A 19,281-nucleotide genomic window follows, 5' to 3' on the forward strand; every position below is an offset into this window, starting at 1 on the left:
ATCAGAATCTCACACCATTAATATTTCCATCTTCATCTAAAGCTCCAAGGTGACTTGTTTCAAACCAATCACCTTGAATACACATAGATAATGGCATCCAAAATGTTAAAGGTTGGACTGCTTTTACTGCTTCATCAATAGTTTTAATATTTTCAGAGTTTTTTAATCTATAAAAGTTAAAATTCCCTAAATCATCTTGAAACCATTCGAGAAGTGATTCTGCAGTATACTCACTTGGGTCTGATTCTAAATCGTGATTCCGATCGATTGAGCCGATAAACATTTTAAAAAGTTCTTCGTATAGAACAATGCAAAGATCATGTAATTCATCAAAATTCTGAGTCATATCTGTATCTTGGACGTCACTACAGTCATATTGAACAATAACTCCTTTTTTATAATTATTGATCATTTCTTGAGAAAAATTGGAGATTTGTGATTTACTCCAATCATTTAATTCTTTTAAGCACTGCTGTACTACTTCATGTTGAACTGGCATACATCTTCCCCGAATTTAAATTAGAAAAAAATTATATAAATATTCATCCCCTGTAAGGCTAACAGCTATATAGGTTTTTTTACATACTATTCTCACTTATTTAATTTAAACATGCACAAGATGGGCAAACGAATTATTGATTTAAAGACAGATGACACGCTCTACATAGGCGATGCCAAAGTTCAATTGATCAAAAAATCTGGGCAATTGGCTCGTATTTGTGTTGAAGCAGATAACCACATTGATATTACACATAAGCGCATGAGTGCTTCTGATTCAGATACGGAGAATCAAGCACATGGCAAACACACTCTATGACAAAGGGCGTCAGCGTTTTTTAGAAGGTCAATTTAATTGGCTCACTGACACAATCAAAGTCTATTTAGTCAGTACAAGCGCTTATACAGTAAACGCTGCTACACATGAGTTTATTTCAGATATTTCAAGTTCAGCACGAATTGCGGGTCCTGTAACTTTAACTGCCAAATCCACAGCAGGTGGGGCAGCAGATGCAGGGGATGCAACATTCACAGCAGTATCAGGCGGTGCAATTGGTGCAATTGTAATCTATGCAGATACAGGGACAGAAGGTACAAGCCCCTTGATTGCATATCTTGATACCGCAACAGGTTTACCCATCACACCGAATGGCGGTGACATCATCGTGACTTGGGACAATGGTGCAAACAAAATTTTCAAACTTTAACAGTGAGTGTTTCGCATGAGTGAATCCATTAAACCTGAACCAATCATCATCCAAATGTCCGGTGTAGAGCCTGAACGTGTCATGAATGGTGCATTAAACCTTATCCATGATTGGGGAAAGCTTTTAGGTCTACCTCCATTTCAGATGTATTGCTCTGAAATCAGCGACAATGACATTTTGTATGTTGAAAATTGGATTGAAGATTTAGTTTTGGCAAAACTTAATGAGCTTGGTGAAGATGCTTTGTTTAATCAGTACTCTGAATGGCATAAGAATAAAGGGTGCTGGAAAAATGAAGATGTTTTTGGAAATATTAAGGTGAATTGATATGACAACATTGAGAATCATTAGAGATGTAAAAATATCAAGTCACAAGCCCGTTCAATATGAGCCAACAAAAAAACTGGTAGAAACTGCTGGTTATGATGCTGAATTTTTGAAAGGTCTTCATCAAGTACAATCATTTCTCAAAGAAGTTGAAACAAAATCAGCTTCGCACTTTCCAAATTTGTTTACACCACTTGATAGTAGTGATCCATTAACATTAAATTTTTATCCAGATAGTCTGACATCTTTTGGTGATATTAATTTAAATATAAATGCTACTGGACCAAATTTAACTTTTGAAGTCCCAATATGGCGAAGATTTTATAAATACGAACCAAGCGATACTCAACCTATCTATATTATGATAGAAGGTGGAACCAAGGGGCTAGGCACAAGTGGATGGGACCGCTCATGTGTACCTTGGTTTAATATATCTTTTGCTTATGATTATTCTGAGATAAACGGATTAATTGGAGTAGTTAAGAAAGTTGGATTTGGTGTTCATCTTGTTTATAACTATACCGTTGCCTCTGTAAATTATCTTTTAGATGCTAAATTTGTATGCCAAATAACTGATGATGTTTTCAATCTGTACTTTCATTCAACGTATTGTCGAGATAATCAACCAATTTTTCTTGGATTAAATAATAGTTATACTTATCCAGTTGGAATTCCAACAGGGATTATTCTAGCCAAAGCTAAAGAATTTATTGTTGGTGAGCCTGAAAAATATGTAGCTGTCGCAATAACTCCTCAGTGTTTTAATTCAAATTATGGTACATCCGCTACAGATCCATATGCAGATTTTGGAAATCTTAGAGATCATGCTTATTTTATATATCCTGAAGCTTGGGAAATAAGAAACTCTCCAACACCATTAGGATGCGCCAATTTAACAGTTAATTCGCCTGGTAGAATGTATGTTTCAAAATTCACTTACTGTACACAAACAGGTTCTATATACGATGTTAATGGACTGGTTTGGCTGACCAATCCTGATCGAAGTAAATTGGATTTTCAAAATACTACAGTTAAAATTTTAAATTCACTTAGAAAAGTTTCAATCTTACCGATGTTAAATCCATTGATTCCTTTAAATAACACAATGGTGTTGTCAGCAAATTCAATCAGAATGGGAGTTATATTAGATGATTCCATTATTGAAGAATGAGTTACTTATCTCGGATGAGAGTATTGAAATTAGATATGATTTAACTTCATTCGGACTATCAATTTACGATCATCATAATATTGATGGTTTACATCCTTTTCTACATTTAATCCAGTCTCAAGGTAATAAGCAAATTTCATCAAATGGATTGATGGGTGTCGTTGCTGATGGTGTTCCAGTGAGTGCCAAAGTTGTTTTAATCCAAGAAATTGATGGATTGTTATTTGAAGTGGGAAGCACTTTAACAGAGGATGGTGCGTGGAATGTAAAGCAACTTAATGATTTCAGAACTATTTGTATAGCTATAAAAGAGGGATATAACTCAGGAACAGTTTCTCAAGTTATTCCAGAGGAATAAATCATGAGTAATTATATTCCTCCTAATGGTCGATTTGTAAGCATAAACTTAGGTAAAAAAAACTATACACCACCAAAGGCAGATAATTTAAGTATAAATTTAACTCCCGATCAGCAAAGTGGCGAGACGCAATATATAGGGGGGGAAGGAACAGGTTGGGATAGTTTTGTAGCTGGACAATCTAAAGTAAGGTTACAGTTTCGTCATATCCAAAATGTTGGTGGATTTGAATCAAATTCAATTGGTCGTCCATTAATTTACCTTTATTCAAGGTATATTTTTAGTCAAGGATTTAAATCTGAATCAATTGGTTCGCCATCAATAATCAACCGAAATCGTTATTATTATTTTAGTGGTACTGATTTTTTAAAATTTGGTGCACCAAGCTTTCAGAATCTTAAAAGATTCCTTCCACCAATCGGTTTAAATGCAGGGCTTTATGGTAATCATAAGGTTCAAAGTCTTAGAGCATATATCAATCATTATGGTTCAAATTTCATAAAGTTTGGTGATGCACGAATAAGCTATAAAGAACAATTTGCTACGAATGCCGGTGGTATAAACGGATTACAAATGGGCAATCATTTGGTTGCTTATTCATTGCGCTATATCGAAATGAATAGCAATAATATGGAGTTATTTGGGCGAGCTTGGATTTCATTTTCACCAAGATATATTGAGCCACGCGGTATCTATGAACAATATCCATCAAATCATTTAGTTAGTCCTAAAATTACTATCTATCCAGAAGGTCTTAATGCCACACTTTTTGGAACAAGAATTATTCCTGAAATTCAACGTGTTTATTGCCAAGGTTTAGAAACGATCTACGGTAATGCCGAGGTTAAAAATTACAAACAATTTATCAGTCCAAAGGGCTTCTTAGGGTTCGGTGAAAATGTATTGCAACAATGGGGACATTACAAAGTATGGAATAGAACACAATACATTGTTCAAAAACATGCATCTGATGATGGTTTAAATCCTCCAACACCATCAAAATTAGCTACAGTTTTGAATCGAAATCGTACATTACAGATGTTTGGTTTATTGCACCAGCGGTTTGGGTATCAGCAGGTAGAAAATGGCGCAAGAGCCTTATTACCATTAGGCATTCAATCACTGACTGAAAGTGAAAAGACCAAAACATTTATTGCATTTAGAATCAGAAAATTACCAATTCCATCAATAGAACCCATTCAAATTTCAGCGTGGACCAATGTTCGTTTAGGTGCAAAGTTATTAAAACCATCGGGAATTTTAGCTTCAAGATTTGGTACGGCATATGTAGAAAATACCCGACGTAATTTTAGATTTATTGGCTTAGGCGTTCAATCAATCTACGGAAACGCAATGGTAAGTGATGCCATTCGTACTTTGGGTTTTGAGCAGCGTTTTACTATTGCTCCGCCTATCATTTCGTTGCCCGAAGTGAAATATGGTCGTCGCTTTGTCGAGTTTTCTGCTACTGATACCATGAGTAAATATGGTCGAGCTGAAGTTGTAAGCCGATTTAATAAAATTTTTCCGAAATACGAGCTCAAGAATTTAGTTGGTGAACCCATTGTTAGAAATGTGACTCCTGAATTACGCCATCGAGGTTTAGATTTATCAGAATATGGAAACACATATATTGGTTTATATACGCGTTATATCAATGCACAAAGTATAAGCATTTTAAACTTTGGTAATCACACAATAGCAGATAGAAAACAATCGATTATTGTGTATGGCATATCAAGTCCTGATATTTCTAAATTCCACAAATTAGAGAGAATCGGAGCAGGAAAATATATCACTCAACTGATCGACTTTGATAAGAATGGTATTGCAACTGAAAATTTTGAAACTGACCCAAAAAAATGGCATGTTATTCATCAAAACGTGATTCGTCCTGATTCTGATAAAGAGATGACGCTTTTTGGTGTCGCAGATGTACATGCAAATTCGATACGTGTTGAACCGGGTTATTGGGAACGGTTATTTGGCGTTGCAACTATATCTCATAAAAATCGAAGCATTAACGTTGCTGCATGGACTGAAAAATTAGATTTAGGTGCACCGCGAATTTCACCACATACCATTTTTGCAGTTAAAGAAGCACCAGAACAAGCAATAAATAATCATGTAAAGCCTGAACTAGAGCTTCATTATGTTGATGGTTATCGTCGGGAACCAGGTGCGATTTTTGGTACTGCAGATGTATCACATTTTCATCGAAAAATTGTAGTTGGTGGAGGAGTTTTAACACTATTTGGAAGTGCCGAACTCCGGCAAACACTTTTTATTATCAAACCAAAAGGGTTTAATAGCCTTAAATTCGGAATCATTGCACCAATAGGTAATCAAACCATTAGTTTTAGACGATCATTGGACATGAGTAGTTTTGGTCTAAACTCAATACAACATATAGAACCATATAATAAAAATATAAAGCCTAGTGGTTTTGAATCACTTAAATTCAGTAAAAATGAAATTCAACTATTCCATCGCAATGTTTTTATGACTGGATTAGATTCACAATCCATGGGAACACTTAAACAAGATGATACACCGTACATGTGGCAAGGTTTAAGAATTGGACCCCACATTCCAACTGATATTGGATGTGGTCTACAAACTGCCTATGGCAAAGCATGGATTTCTAACAGAGTGAGGGAATTGAAACCTATAGGTTTAGATTATGCATTGGTCAATGTTTATGATTATGGAAACTTTGATCAACGTATGCGTGTAACGATACGCAAAGATGAACAAGTCATACCTCCTCAACGAATTTATATGAGTGGATTTGATGGTCTTCAAATTGCTGCATCAGACATTAAAAATCATGTGTATTTTATACGTCCAGATGGAAATTCAGACCAATACCGCAAAGGGGCATTTTAATGAAATTATTTCCTATTGCTGGAATAGACAACGTATCAAATGAAGATGCATTACAAATTGGGGGAGATAATCCTCGATTGTTTGTAAAGGACGCAATTAATGTAGATATTTCTGAAACAGGGCGTATAAGTTTAAGAAAATCTGAACGCTTAATGACCAACAAAAACTATAAAAATATTTGGCAAAGCCCATTACATAAAGATGTGTTTGCAACTTTAGATCGGCAGCTTGTGAAGCTGAATACTTCAGATTGGTCGTTTGATGTATTGCTCAATCAGATCAATCCTGAATACATTTGTTATGAAGTTTTGAATAATCAAATTTTAATTTCGACCTTAACTGAAATATATGTTTTTAATGGGATTAAAATTGAACCATTGGCTATCGAGAATCCAGCCAGTCCATTGTTAGAAAGCCGAATTGAAGGTGGAAAATTAGGGACTGGTGATTATGTAGTGGCGATTTCATACTCTCGTAATGGTAAAGAATCGGGATTATCGCAACATGTACAAAGCCATATTGATATTTTAGGAAAAGGGGACGTACTGCAAGGAAGCCTTATTGTACAGTTACCTTATTGTCTTGATGCATCAATTACAACAGTGAATGTTTATTGTTCAACTCGTAATGGTTCAGAACTGCGTAAATACGGTTCTTATCCAATTACTACCACACAGGTCATCATTGACCGAGATGATCACTTAGGGCGCGCAAACCAATTTATCACAATGTCAGCCATGCCCGGTGGTAAGTTTATGAAATATTGGCAAGGTCGTTTACTGACTGCAGATAAAAATATATTACGTTTTTCACAAGCAATGGCTTATCACTTACATGATGAACGTCATGATTTTATTATGTTACCTCAGCGTATCAGTTTTATTCAGCCTGTTGATGGGGGTATATGGATAGGACAAGTGGACCATGTTGTTTTTTTAAGTGGTCCAGAACCAAAAGAGATGACATTTATTAAAAAAACCGCGCATTCGCCAATCCCTTTTTCAGCTATTGAGGCAGACAGTAATTTAATTGGGAGCGAAATATCTCAGGGTGGAGGTAAGACTGCACTGTGGCTATCTGAAAACGGTTATGTAATTGGAACAAATTCAGGTGAAATTATTGAATTGCATAGCGCTAAACTCCAAGGTATTTCAGCAAAAGTGGGTAGGTCTGTAAGTCTAGGGAGACGGCTCATAACTCTTGTAAGTTAATGGAAATTAAACTTTCAACGAGTTCAATCATGGAAAATGTGAATAGCGATTTAAACTCCATCGGTGAGTATTATGACCGTGTAAATGGTGGGGAATGGCAACGAATTCCAAACCTTAACCCTACTGAAGGCATTGCACATATTTTAAATGTTTCAATGGGTACAAAAGCCAAACCTGCTGGGTATTACATTGCACTCTTTTCAGGTAATGCTGCACCTGCTGCGAATTGGACAGCTGCTAACTTTGCCTCAGTTGCATCTGAAATTGTCAGTATGACAGAAGGGTATACAAGTGCCACACGTCCTGAGTGGAAACCAAAAGATACGACTGCAAACGCCATTGATAACTTTGAAACAGTTGCTTCTGTGACGATTGCGACCTCATCACAACTCAATGTTACAGGCGCAGCCATTTTAACCAGTAGTGTAAAAGGTGGTACTTCTGGTTCATTAATTTCTGCAACTAAATATCCTGTGGCACGCACTTTCCAAAATGGTGACGTCTACGAAATTGGTTATCGAATTACTATTCAGAGTGCATAATGATAGAGCCACGTCCTTATGGGTTGGCTGTATATGGGGGCGATCTAACAAATGAAGATCGCCTTTTTATTGATGCCTACACCAAGAAAGTCACCAATATAAAACAAGTTTCGAATCTCGAATCTATTCGATATACACGCACGTTACCCGATGGTGGATATGTTGTTATACAAGATATGGGTGGTGTATTTCGAGCAATTGCATTTAAAGATCAACTGGAAAAGCAGCCTGAATTTGATGGTTTTGCATCAACAAAAATTCCTATGTTTTTCTCAGGTGTGATTACGAAGTCAATTTTATTCGGTGGTGAAGGACTTGAAATGTCTTTAACCGATATGGCTTGCAGACGTATTGGTAACTATGGTGATACAACTATTGGAAAGAATCAGAAGCTACAACGATTAAGATGCAAGTACACAGAGCTTTTTAAAGTTATGTTCGTGCCTGAATTTGCACAATCATTACCCGAAGAACGATTGCTTTACACCCAATATCACGCATTAAGACCAACTTGGTATAGTGGTGCGATGAGTGAAGTTGTTCAAATTGTAGGTGGTTTTGGTCGCCAAAAGTTAGAAGAATTGCCCGATGATATTGTCGAACGTGCTGAATTAAAACTTCCTGAAAAATATAGAAAAAAAATAGAAACTGAACTGAAAGGGGTTCGATTACCTGGTTATTCTGGTCTGCCTGATGAAGAAGGTCGTATATTGTATGATCCACGTTTCCATAACACCAATTTAATCAGTTTTGATCAAGAAAATTATCCATGGTTGATACAAGTCAGTCCGAGTGGTGTATGGGCAATGCCTTTACCGATCATTCCTGCAACGCGAACAGAAGCCTTCAGAGAATTCATTGAAGAAGTAGACGATAATGAAATCATTAAAATTTTAGATCGATTCAAGGGCATTCCAAGTGGTGAAACATTCCCTCAAGCTGGTGAATTTCAACGTTGGGAACGCGCTGGGGTAATCAGTAAAATCGGTGATGCATCTGCTTTCTATCAGCATTCCGCATATTCTACTGTTTGTGGATGGTCATGTAATTCTGATGGTACTGAAGCAGTTAACACATGCTATGACTACACGGACAGCGGATATTGTGAAGGGTATACATTTCAGCTTAGTCTGAATATGAGTGCTGTGAAACAACAGGGATGGCTATCAGAAAAAAATACCAATCAATTGGATGATTTACAAAATACACAAGTCTCAATTTACCTTTCAAAACTATTTGATTTGATGAAGGATAATCCTAAAGACTCTAAATTTATTGCAATTAAATATAAATTAAGACGGGTAGATATTAATCAAATTTTAGATCGAGCTCACATCACGCCAAATCAAGGAGAAATTGATTATTGGGATAATTTAGTCCTTGAGCCGCTTGGTCATCATACCGGGCGAATATCATTAATGAATCATGGATTGCTGTGCAATGGTACAAGAATCAAAATACCTGAAGCTATGCTATTTCAAGGCTGTATATCATTAAATTTTACACCACGTGACCCTGATATAACTTCTTTCCCTAAATTGGATACCATTGTTTTTGCTTATTACGTTGAGGATTCACTCAAGGTGATCAAAAACTTTAACGATGAGCATAAATATATACAAGATGTGGAGGGAAATTTTGAAGAAGGAATGACAGTAGGTAGCTGGGAACAGACCGAGACAACGGGTAATACTGGTCTGTTTGGTGAATTTTACTCAACAGATTTTGATGATCGTAAAGAATTTGCCCCAATCACAAAAATTACAAAGATTGTCGGGATGGATAAAGGTTATGGGCAGCCTTTGGCAATTTATCACTTTTACTTTTGGACGGATGGATATTTAAGACGTTCAAGATATTTTACCCATAAAACCAATATACATATTTCTACAGGTGAATGGCTTCAAAATGCATTTTTAGTGCCTTATTTCAACCGAAACATGGCGATCTATACCAAAAGAAATGGATTCACTGGTGAGAGATATGAAGAACATTACAGAATGCATGAAGTAGTAGATCCTAATAGATATTTGATGTGGACCTATGATTGGACGTGGCACAGTTTTGATAATGGATTAAAAAAAACAGGAAAACCATTCCCTGTAGATAGTGTGCCTGTTTGGGCAGAAGAGCATGTCAAAGACACACCCAATGAATATTCATATTTCGCAGATGAAGGACAATGGATACATGGATTACCTGCTGATGTAACTCATTTGGTTAATCCGCCAACTGGCGGCATTACATTAATTGAGTATGGTGGAACTCCACCGACCGTAGAAGAATATTCAGAAATTGAAGAAAAGGGTGGATCAAGTGAAAATCAAATACATTGTTCGATATTTGATAGACCAACTTTATTGAATAAAAAAGAACATAATGATTGGTTTTATACCATTTCCCCTGACAGTTATAACAATGTCTTTTACGAAGATGGCTGTAAGGTTGTATTTGGAAATGTTTCTTATGCGAATATCTCTATAAAGAATGAACATGGTCAGCGGTACCGATTTGGATATTCCAAACTCGCAGATCATCAATCAGCACATCACTTTATAGGGGTAATCAATGAGTAGTTATCGTGATGATTATTTGGATATTGCCTATATCAGTGATCAAACTTGGATGAAAACGCAAAGTAATGCTGAGTCGTTTTTCAACATAACAAGTGACATAAAGCACATCATTCGGGTTTTTCATTCTGATGATTTGATTATTAACAATTCGATACGTGATCATTCATTTATCGGAAGTTTTGATGAACTGATTATTCAAGATAGCATTGTCGATAAGAACAAGGCTTTGTATCGATTTAATGATGATCTAATGATCAGCGATTCAATCAAAAGTCAGTTAATTCGAATCGATTTAATAGAAGATCGACTTACTATTGATTCGGAAATTTTAGAAAAAAATAAATCATTGATTGTTGATCAATTAGTAATTTTAGATCAAATACAATCACGCAAGTTCTCATATCAATACATTACTGAAAATTCTATTTTAAAAGAGTTCTTTAATGCAAGATTGAGAGCAAGACTATTTAATAATGATGATCTTGAAATATATTCAAATGTTAAAGAAAAAATTGTATCAAAAACAATTGATTATCTTAGCATTTCAAATGAATGGGCAACCAAAAAAATCCATCGTGATTTATTGGATGATCAGCTTAAAATCACATCAAATCAATTTAAGAAAGTAATTGATAATTTTGAAGATTTGATAAGTTTTAACGAAATTTATTCAGATCGTTTTATTGCTAAAGATGCTTTGAATGATCAGTTAAATATTTCTGATGAATTTACTTCACCCAAACCAACTTACTCTCATAGTGAAAGTATTTCCGTAATTTCTTCTGAAATTTATGATCATTTAAATGCAAAACAATGGATTTTTGATACTGCATTTATTGAAGATGAAGTTCAGAAAAATAATGCTGATGGTGGGGCGTGGACAGCGAATGCAGACAATTGGGCAATGAGCCGTTATGAAGGATACAACTTTACAGAAATCTGTGTAATCGACGGAAAATTGTATGGTGTGAATGAATCAGGTGTATATGTTTTAGATGCCAACACTCACATTCAAGCCAAAATTAAAACAGGAAAGCTGGATTTAGGAAATGGAAATCTCGTTCATCCAGTAGGGGCTTATCTGGAATATGAGTTGTCAGGGATTTCAAAAAATATTGAGATTGGAGTGAAAACAACTCAATCCGGTAATGAACAAGTTTTCTTTTATAAACTCCCCCAAGAACAATCCAATCATTTAACGAATGGTCGAGTGTTATTTGGACGGGGGCTACGAGGTCGCCATTTCTCAGTTGAAATTAAAGTAAATGGTGATCATGGTTATATCAATGACATCAATATTGATATAGCTGCAACTAAACGGAGAGTTTAAAATGACTGTTACAGTTCCGCAGATTGATATTGTGACACAAGAAGTCACTTCTAAACTTGATTATTTTGAAAATAAAATCAATGGTTACGCCAATGATGTTTCAAAAGCTTTAGATAACATTACTGGAATTACGGTACCGAATGTTAATCCACCCTCTAATCTCGCCAAGCCAGATGAAGCAGGTTTTGAACCTCTTTCGGGTTTAAAAGTACCAGATTTAAATATTGATATACCAAAACCGCCAGTTATTGATATTAATATTCAATCACCAAAAGAAATGGTTAGTCCTGAATTTAAGGGATTGGATATAACAATTCCTGATACTCCTATTTTAAGTGAAGATTTATCAACACCAAACTTTCTAGATCCTTCTTTAATTCCTGAATTTGATATAACTGTGAATGTACCAACTGCACCAACATTCAATATTCAAAACTTTGATAAGGGTGAAGCACCTGCAAAGATAAATTTATCTGATCTTTTAAAGGATTTAGATTTAAGTGATTTAGATTTACCTAAAACTCCTGAAGCTCCAATATTAAATTTACCAGATATGCCTAGTTTGGCGATTGTTGAAGCCCCGAGCAAACCCAACATTGTGGATGATGTTGAAATACCTGATGCTCCAACGATTGTTTTACCTGAAATGGATGTTATTGAGAATATTGTATTACCTACTTTTGAATACAATGAAATACCAGTATTTGAAGGGGAAGCACCAAAACTTAATGTTGCTATTCCAGAAATCGACAGCATTATTGCCAACGCCAATACAGTAATCGCTCAAGATTATTATGCCCATAATCCAGATAATACAATTCAACCCTTAGTTTTAGAAATACGTTCTTGGTTAAATGGTAATAATGCTGGATTAGGCTTACCCAAGGCAGTTGAAGAAGCTTTATTTAATCGTGCACGTGAACGAGATAGCGCTGAAACTGAACGAGCAATACAAGAAGTTACTGATCAGTGGGCGAGTCGTGGTTTTTCGATGCCACAGGGAGCACTGCAAAAACAGATATCGGCGATTCGTGATCAAGCAAAATTGAGACTGTCAGATTTAAATAGAGATATTTTAATTCAGTCATTTGATAAGCAGCTTGAGCATATTCGTTTCTTGACTGAACAAGGCATGGCACTTGAAAAAATGAAGCAAGACATGTGGCTTGCTTTTGTTTCAAACACTATGGAAATGGTTAAAGTTCAAATAGATGGAAAAATTAGTATTTTAAATGCACAAATCAGTGTGTTTAATGCACAAAATTCAGCATTTGAAAGTTTAGTCACGGTTTATAAAACCAAGATTGAAGCAGCTATATCACGTATCACTGCTTATAAAACCATGCTTGACGCTCAATCAGTAGTGAGCCAAATTAATCAACAGAAAGTTGAAATATTCAAAGCTAAAATTGATGCTGTCATGTCCAATGTTGAAATTTATAAATCATTGGTACAAGGTGCTACTGCTCGTGCTGGTTTAATTGCGACTAAATTTGATGCTTATAAGTCAGAGGTTCAAGCTTATTCAGAACAAGTTAATGCAGAGAAAATTAAAGTCGAAGCGTATGATTCTCAAGTAAAAGCAGAAACTTCAAAAGCGACAATGTATGAGTCATTGGCGCGCATGTATGCTGCAACTGTCGAGGGTGTGTCTGCAAAAGCAAATGTTAAATCAAAACAAATTGAACTTAATCTTGAAGCAGCACGTGTAACAATTGCAGAATATCAAGCAAATATTGAAGCTTATAAAGCCGAAATAGATGCAAAGATGGGTGTTATTCAGAGTAATACATCAGCGTTCAATGCCCAAGTTGAATTATTTAAAGCTCAAGCAAATGTTGAATCTACAAGAGTTACCACTCAAGCCAGCGTAATTGATTCAATGTCACGCACGAAGATTTCATTTGCAGACGCACAAGCAAAGTTTGCTGAAATGCGTATGCGTGTAGGTATAGCAAATAGTGAATCTATCAGTAGATTTGCAGATATGCGTACACGAGTGGCAATCGCAGTATCAGATGCCCATTCTCGTTATGCTGATCTTAGTTTACGAACCACAATTGCAAATGCAGATGTATATAACCGTTACATTGAATCTCAATCACGTGTATCAATATCCAATGCAGAAATGCAGGCACGGTATGCAGACATGCAGGGAAGAACAAATATCGCATTTGCAGAAACACATTCACGATATGCAGATATGCTTTTACGTACCCAAATTGCTGATGCTGAAACCAAAGCCCGGTATGCAGATATGAACGTGAGATCAAATATTGCTTATTCAGAAATGCAGCTTAAAGAGTATGAGGCTAAAATGCAGAACGCAATTCAACAGGCACAACTTGCGTTAGAAGCTGCCAAGGCTGTTGGACAATTCTCATCTCAATTGGCATCAGGCGCAATGTCAGCTATGCATGTATCCGCGAGTATCGGTGCGAACGCATCTATAGGTGGCAGCGTGTCTGAGAGTACAAGCACAAGTACGAGTCATAATTACAGTTATTAATTGAGTTTTTTATGAAAAAAATTTTATATGTTCTAAAAGAATATTTAAGTATCATTGTTTTGATTCCAGCCATAATTGGAGGCATGTATCAAATAATAAACATTATTTATAATGTTGGATTTTCATATGTTAGATATTTTTCTGTTGCCCAGGTGATTCCAGATGGAATTCTAATAGGATTATTTATAATCTATATATTAGTAATTGTTGCAATAATTACAGAGTTGTTTAGGGTTTTTAGTATACATATTGATGATATGGGAGGGGTTAAAACAAAATTAACATTTATTGTCTTACTTTTATTTCTTCTAGCCTTATCCTCTTGGCGGTTTATGACATTCAATCCTGAATCAAATGTTAATGCAATATTAGGTGATTTTGGTTGGCTGAATGTAATAATTGTCTGCGTGTATGGAATATCAATGATTGTTATTAATTTAAGTATTACGAATGATTATAAGGTCACAAAAACAATTTACTGGACTACCTTAAGTTTTTACTTGATTTTTTTTGCATACCAATTTGACAGTAAAATTGTGGATTTAAACAATAATATTATTAAGGATGATAGTTTTTATAATCCTAATATTTTAATTAATAAGATGATAAAAAATAAACCTAAAGCTGATATTAAATATCTCTATGCGAATAGGGACTATATTTTCTTTAGCATCAATGAGGATGGTTATAAACAAATTCTTGTTGAGGATGCAAAAAAACTAACCTCATTGGACGATTGTAAAGAAGAGGAAAAATAAAAAGCCCTGTAAGGCTAACAAAAAAATCTATTCATGATTCACCATACATGATATTTATATCGGAATAAGTCTCATGTATGGTATGCAACGACCAAAAAAGAATAGCCAGTCTGAACTTATAGAAGGTAAGGGGAATGGCACCTCAGATAGTATTAAAAAGAATGTTCCAGAAGGCAGTTATATTATGCCTGCAGATAGTACAGCTCAGTTAGGCGCAAGAAATCTCAAAAATTTAGGTAAACCACCTACGACTGAAGTTAATGTATCCAATGGCGAATACCTTGCTGCACCTGAGCAATTACAAGCTATTGGTGGCTTAGTGCTTGATCGTATGAAGAATGCAACTCATGCGCATGTTGATCAACCACAATTGGGTTTTAAACCTGGTCAAAATAAACCAGAATTATTTTTTGCAAATGGCGGTTTAGTACAAAGTCCTTACCCAAGTGCTAATGATATTAGAAAAGCACAACAAATGCGTGATGTTACGCCTGTGAATAGACAATTACCAACAACTGTGACTCCAGCAACCACATCAACGCCTGTTACAAATCCATCACCACCTACAAGTAGTGGTGGTTTCGGTGCAAATGCGAGAAACTTTGTTAATAACAGTAAACTTGCTAAAGGCGTTGGATACTTAGGTGCTGCATCGTCTCTATTTGCCAATGCTGCCACACCAAGTGAACAATATAGAGAACGTTTTGGAATAGGAGATCAATCTCCTGAAGAATTAGGAACCTTTAAGGGTTTTGCCAAAGACTTTGGTGTACGTGCATTGGGGTACGCTTCTGACTTAGGAAATGCAATGACCTTCGGGCAGGCTGGGCGTTTTTATGCGGATAAACAACGTATAGCGAATGAGGCAAAAACAAGTCAGCAAGAATATAATGCACAACAAAATAATCCTAATACCGTTGTGTATAATCCATTTCCAAATAATGCAATTGTTTCAAAACCAGCTACTACGCCACAATCTCAATCAGCAGCTGTAACTCAAGTACCAAACGAAACAAAAAATACCAATCCTTATGCTATTCAACAGCAAGGCAATAGTTTTAGTTATGCAAATCCGCGCGCAGCTTCACAGGCACGAGCAGATGGTATAAGAGAGGGAGACAGCTTAGGTTTTAATGTTAAACCTGCTAACGATCCTAAAGGTGTGGCAAATTTCATGAATAATACACGTGAAATGGGTCCTACAGACCAACAAATACAAAGTGCAATTGCACAGAGAGAAATGAATTTAGGCATGCAAGGTTATGGTAGAAGTCCTGCTGCACCTCAACGAAATGAAGCGCAAGAAGCTGAAAGACAATCCATAATTCAAGCTGCAAGTACACCTATTTCAGGTGCAAGAGGTTTAACAGCAAATCAATTAAGAACCTTATCAGACTTACAGCAGGGTGAGGATAACAGAGCAAGTCAACGATACAGTATCGACGCTAATAATGCAGCTGCTTTACAACGTGAAGCGATGGGGCAAGCTGGACAAAATTATCGAACAGAGTTAGGCGAGCAAGGTACGAATAACCGATTTAATGCTAACCTAGGTTTTGATGCTCAAAAATTCAAAGCTACCAATGATTTAGATAATCGAGAATTTAATCTTAATGCAACTGAAAAAGGTTTTGGCATTCGTAACTCAGCACGATTAGAGAAATTGTACGAGCAATATGATTCTGCGAAATCAGATGAAGATCGTAAATCCATACAAGAAAAAATTAACCGTTATACGGGTAATAAAGCAGATACAGGTAAAGATCGCTATATGACTGTGGGTGGAGGTCAACAATGGGATGACAAAGCTGGAGGAACACTCACTCAACCGCAACGTTTGTTTGATACTCAGACACGGCAATTTGTTGATACGCCACAGGGGACTCCTCCACAACGAGCGGTGGGTACAATTTCAAAGGTAGGTGATAAGACTGCTGTTTGGGATGGTGAAAATTGGGTTCAGCAGTAAATATAAAGCCATTTTAACGATGGTTTCAGTCTATATAGGCAACTTAAGTTGATATATTATTGATATTAAGATGCCTTTATAAAAAAATTAAACGAAAATTACGATGAAGATACAGATATTATTTTAATTGGGTAATTTTATGGGTAATATATACTTTATAAATTGGGTAATCTTGTGAAAAACTATGAGTAAATATGAAAAACTAACAAATCAACCTCTAGTTGTTGTGTTGGCAGAATTCCGTTTCTCAAGCATTCTACAAATGGAAAATTACATTCCTGCATTTCAGAATTTTTTGAGACAAGATTTCCCTCTTTTTTCAACAACAGAACAACAAGAAATGATCATTGAGCAACAAGGTATACGTGTAAATAGCTCAACTGGATGGGTGTTTTTGTCAAGTAATAAAAAACGGGCAATAATTCTTGATAGAAGTCGATTGGTTATTCTCAGTAGTGAGTATGAACGTTTTCCTAATTTTTGGAATGATTGTAAAAAAGCTCTCGATTTCTTAATTCAGGAAGTTAAGCCAACACTCCTATTAAGAGTAGGATTACGTTATTCTGATGCTATTATTGGAAAAAATGAAGAAGAGCCTATTGAATCGTATGTTCAATCAGTAGTTTGTGAAGCTGGAAGCATGGATGGCGTAGGAGATCAGGTTCATCGGATTAATGAGACTTCTTATAAAACACAAGCAGGTATTATTGCAATTAGAAGTTTATATGGTGTACTCAATTTACCTGTATGGCAAGATTTAGTTGAGTCTCCAATTACTTTTAATAAGGACACAAACTTTAGTAAAAGAATATTATTAGATTTTGATCATTATTGGCAGCCTGAAGGAGAGACTCAATTATTTGAGTTAGAATTTATTTGTAATAAAATGGAAGAGCTACACTTAATTACTAGGAAAGCTTTCTGGGAAATTACAACTTTTGAAGGTCGGGAGGTTTGGAAATAATGGATATAGCAGCTTTCACCGTATCTACTGTACTGAACATCAGAACATTAAGTGATCATTCAGGTTCAGTTTTTGTTCAACATGTAGTATCAGAGCCTAATCACTATTCAACTGGTAGTATTTCGCCTAATTTTTCTTGGTTGGCTGAACATTCAAGAACTGGCCAAAAATATACAATTCTTAATAAGCAAACAACTATTCTTGAACAAAATCTTGATTTCATTAAATCAACTTTTTCTTTAACAGAAGAAGAACTTGCTAAAAGTATTGGAGTTACAAGGAAAACTTTACTAAATTGGAAAAAGTACGAATCCGAACCAAATAAGGAAAAAACTCAAAAAATGTTTGAGTTATACATTCTTGCAAAGAATTGGAAGGGTGCACAGTTTCCTACAGACAACATTAAACTAAATAGTCCTGTACTAGATGGTAAGACTATTAAAGATCTGTTACAGGATTCAGATACTGATAGCGAAAAAATATTATTCGCAGGCAATCGTTTAATGCATCAATCTATTGGTGAAATTGATTTAATTTGAGGTTTGAATTGTGCGACATTGGATGGAAGAAAGTGGTTGGTTACAAGGTTGTGTTGTTAAGCCTGAAGATGTCGCCCATTTATTAGATTTAGCTGGAAAATCAGAATTATTTGCAGATGATCTTATATTGATCGTTGCATCAGGTTCTTGTGATGTAGCCAATAGTACAGATTTAGTTATTGAGTTTTCTGTTGCTCGATATATAGATAAAGATGCAAATTTTGGTAATTTTTGCTTTAACAAAAATCCAAGGAAATTGAATTGCACTTTAGAATCTTTACAGGGAAATAAGTATGTCACTTTAATTGCATGTGAAAAAATTAGTATAATTAAAGACAATATTCCTGTAGGAATTTTACCAAACCTAGAAATTCAATTCACTCAAGAAGAATTAAATTTCTACATTGATTGGTTAGCTTCTAGATACAAGCGCCCTGCATTTCCTACAGAGTTTGATCGTCGAATAGATTCTGAATGGAAAAAAGAGAAGCGCAAAAAAGCTGTAGGAAAAGTAAGTAGTAAATTAATCGGAATATATGCAAAAGTTTATCCCGATAAAGAAATACCAAGTGATGAAAATTATTTTGTTGATTTATTGGCTTTAGTTGTACCAAATTTAGATCATAAAGATTTACAAGAAATTAATTCCATAACTGAAAAGTACAAAGAGGCATTAATTAAGGCTAAGATGAATGTGGGAGAAACAAAAACTGTGACAGAGTTTCAGGTTTCTGTTGGTACATTAAAGCAATATAAGAGATTTAATTTAGATGAATTATCATATAAAAATGATGATCCATTACCTCCAGAAATTTCGATGAATTAAGAAAGTTATATTTTACACGTTATATAAACTAGTAACACACATTTTCATTATCCCCTGTAAGGTTCGACCAAATTCTAAATAAAAACCATGATAGACGCATAAAATTA

General features: G+C 35.4%; 17 protein-coding genes. 16 read left to right on the top strand and 1 reads right to left on the bottom strand.

Going from position 1 to position 19,281, the window contains the following annotated elements; translation table 11 throughout:
* Position 1: 1 nt before the first annotated feature.
* Positions 2 to 499, bottom strand: a complete 498-nt coding sequence (locus ACINWC743_RS07920; protein ID WP_009585030.1) for a hypothetical protein — start codon at positions 497 to 499, stop codon at positions 2 to 4.
* 111 nt (positions 500 to 610) lie between these two features.
* Here ACINWC743_RS07920 and ACINWC743_RS07925 point away from each other — a divergent pair, with 111 nt between their 5' ends.
* From ACINWC743_RS07925 to ACINWC743_RS08000, 16 genes are all read left to right on the top strand, one after another.
* On the top strand, positions 611 to 817 hold the full coding sequence (locus ACINWC743_RS07925; RefSeq protein ID WP_009585057.1) for a hypothetical protein: 207 nt from the start codon (positions 611 to 613) through the stop codon (positions 815 to 817).
* Complete coding sequence (locus ACINWC743_RS07930; protein ID WP_009585038.1) at positions 798 to 1,205, top strand: hypothetical protein; 408 nt, start codon at positions 798 to 800, stop codon at positions 1,203 to 1,205. The genes ACINWC743_RS07925 and ACINWC743_RS07930 overlap by 20 nt, the downstream gene beginning before the upstream one ends.
* Before the next feature lie 15 nt (positions 1,206 to 1,220).
* Positions 1,221 to 1,532 carry a hypothetical protein gene (locus ACINWC743_RS07935; RefSeq protein ID WP_009585054.1) on the top strand — a complete coding sequence of 104 codons (312 nt, stop codon included), beginning with the start codon at positions 1,221 to 1,223 and terminating at the stop codon, positions 1,530 to 1,532.
* 1 nt (position 1,533) lies between these two features.
* A complete protein-coding gene (locus tag ACINWC743_RS07940; RefSeq protein ID WP_009585071.1) occupies positions 1,534 to 2,703 on the top strand; it encodes a hypothetical protein in 1,170 nt (389 codons plus the stop codon).
* Complete coding sequence (locus ACINWC743_RS07945) at positions 2,681 to 3,061, top strand: hypothetical protein (protein WP_009585033.1); 381 nt, start codon at positions 2,681 to 2,683, stop codon at positions 3,059 to 3,061. Before ACINWC743_RS07940 ends, ACINWC743_RS07945 begins: the two co-directional genes overlap by 23 nt.
* A 3-nt stretch (positions 3,062 to 3,064) precedes the next feature.
* The gene (locus ACINWC743_RS07950; RefSeq protein ID WP_009585031.1) at positions 3,065 to 5,950 is read left to right on the top strand and encodes a hypothetical protein; all 2,886 of its coding nucleotides are present in this window, start codon (positions 3,065 to 3,067) and stop codon (positions 5,948 to 5,950) included.
* The gene (locus ACINWC743_RS07955; RefSeq protein ID WP_009585076.1) at positions 5,950 to 7,161 is read left to right on the top strand and encodes a hypothetical protein; all 1,212 of its coding nucleotides are present in this window, start codon (positions 5,950 to 5,952) and stop codon (positions 7,159 to 7,161) included. Before ACINWC743_RS07950 ends, ACINWC743_RS07955 begins: the two co-directional genes overlap by 1 nt.
* 29 nt (positions 7,162 to 7,190) lie before the next feature.
* Positions 7,191 to 7,703 (top strand): hypothetical protein, encoded by a 513-nt coding sequence (locus tag ACINWC743_RS07960; RefSeq protein WP_152686904.1) that lies wholly within the window; start codon positions 7,191 to 7,193, stop codon positions 7,701 to 7,703.
* Positions 7,703 to 10,279 carry a hypothetical protein gene (locus tag ACINWC743_RS07965; protein ID WP_009585044.1) on the top strand — a complete coding sequence of 859 codons (2,577 nt, stop codon included), beginning with the start codon at positions 7,703 to 7,705 and terminating at the stop codon, positions 10,277 to 10,279. Before ACINWC743_RS07960 ends, ACINWC743_RS07965 begins: the two co-directional genes overlap by 1 nt.
* Before the next feature lie 16 nt (positions 10,280 to 10,295).
* The gene (locus tag ACINWC743_RS07970; protein WP_227561181.1) at positions 10,296 to 11,609 is read left to right on the top strand and encodes a hypothetical protein; all 1,314 of its coding nucleotides are present in this window, start codon (positions 10,296 to 10,298) and stop codon (positions 11,607 to 11,609) included.
* Between the two features lies 1 nt (position 11,610).
* Positions 11,611 to 14,118: a hypothetical protein gene (locus ACINWC743_RS07975; protein WP_009585021.1), complete on the top strand. Its 2,508-nt coding sequence runs from the start codon at positions 11,611 to 11,613 to the stop codon at positions 14,116 to 14,118.
* Between the two features lie 11 nt (positions 14,119 to 14,129).
* Positions 14,130 to 14,876 carry a hypothetical protein gene (locus tag ACINWC743_RS07980; protein ID WP_009585027.1) on the top strand — a complete coding sequence of 249 codons (747 nt, stop codon included), beginning with the start codon at positions 14,130 to 14,132 and terminating at the stop codon, positions 14,874 to 14,876.
* A 73-nt stretch (positions 14,877 to 14,949) separates the two neighbouring features.
* Positions 14,950 to 16,845, top strand: coding sequence for a hypothetical protein (locus tag ACINWC743_RS07985; protein ID WP_009585074.1), 1,896 nt, complete (start codon positions 14,950 to 14,952; stop codon positions 16,843 to 16,845).
* 184 nt (positions 16,846 to 17,029) lie between these two features.
* Entirely contained in the window at positions 17,030 to 17,809 is a 780-nt protein-coding gene (locus tag ACINWC743_RS07990) for a TIGR04255 family protein (protein WP_009585075.1), read from the top strand.
* The gene (locus tag ACINWC743_RS23525; RefSeq protein WP_009585047.1) at positions 17,809 to 18,348 is read left to right on the top strand and encodes a hypothetical protein; all 540 of its coding nucleotides are present in this window, start codon (positions 17,809 to 17,811) and stop codon (positions 18,346 to 18,348) included. Before ACINWC743_RS07990 ends, ACINWC743_RS23525 begins: the two co-directional genes overlap by 1 nt.
* Positions 18,349 to 18,370: 22 nt before the next feature.
* Positions 18,371 to 19,174 (top strand): hypothetical protein, encoded by an 804-nt coding sequence (locus tag ACINWC743_RS08000; RefSeq protein WP_049044821.1) that lies wholly within the window; start codon positions 18,371 to 18,373, stop codon positions 19,172 to 19,174.
* The last annotated feature ends 107 nt before the right edge of the window (positions 19,175 to 19,281 follow it).

This window comes from Acinetobacter sp. WC-743 (assembly GCF_000335555.1).
Lineage (GTDB): Bacteria > Pseudomonadota > Gammaproteobacteria > Pseudomonadales > Moraxellaceae > Acinetobacter > Acinetobacter bereziniae.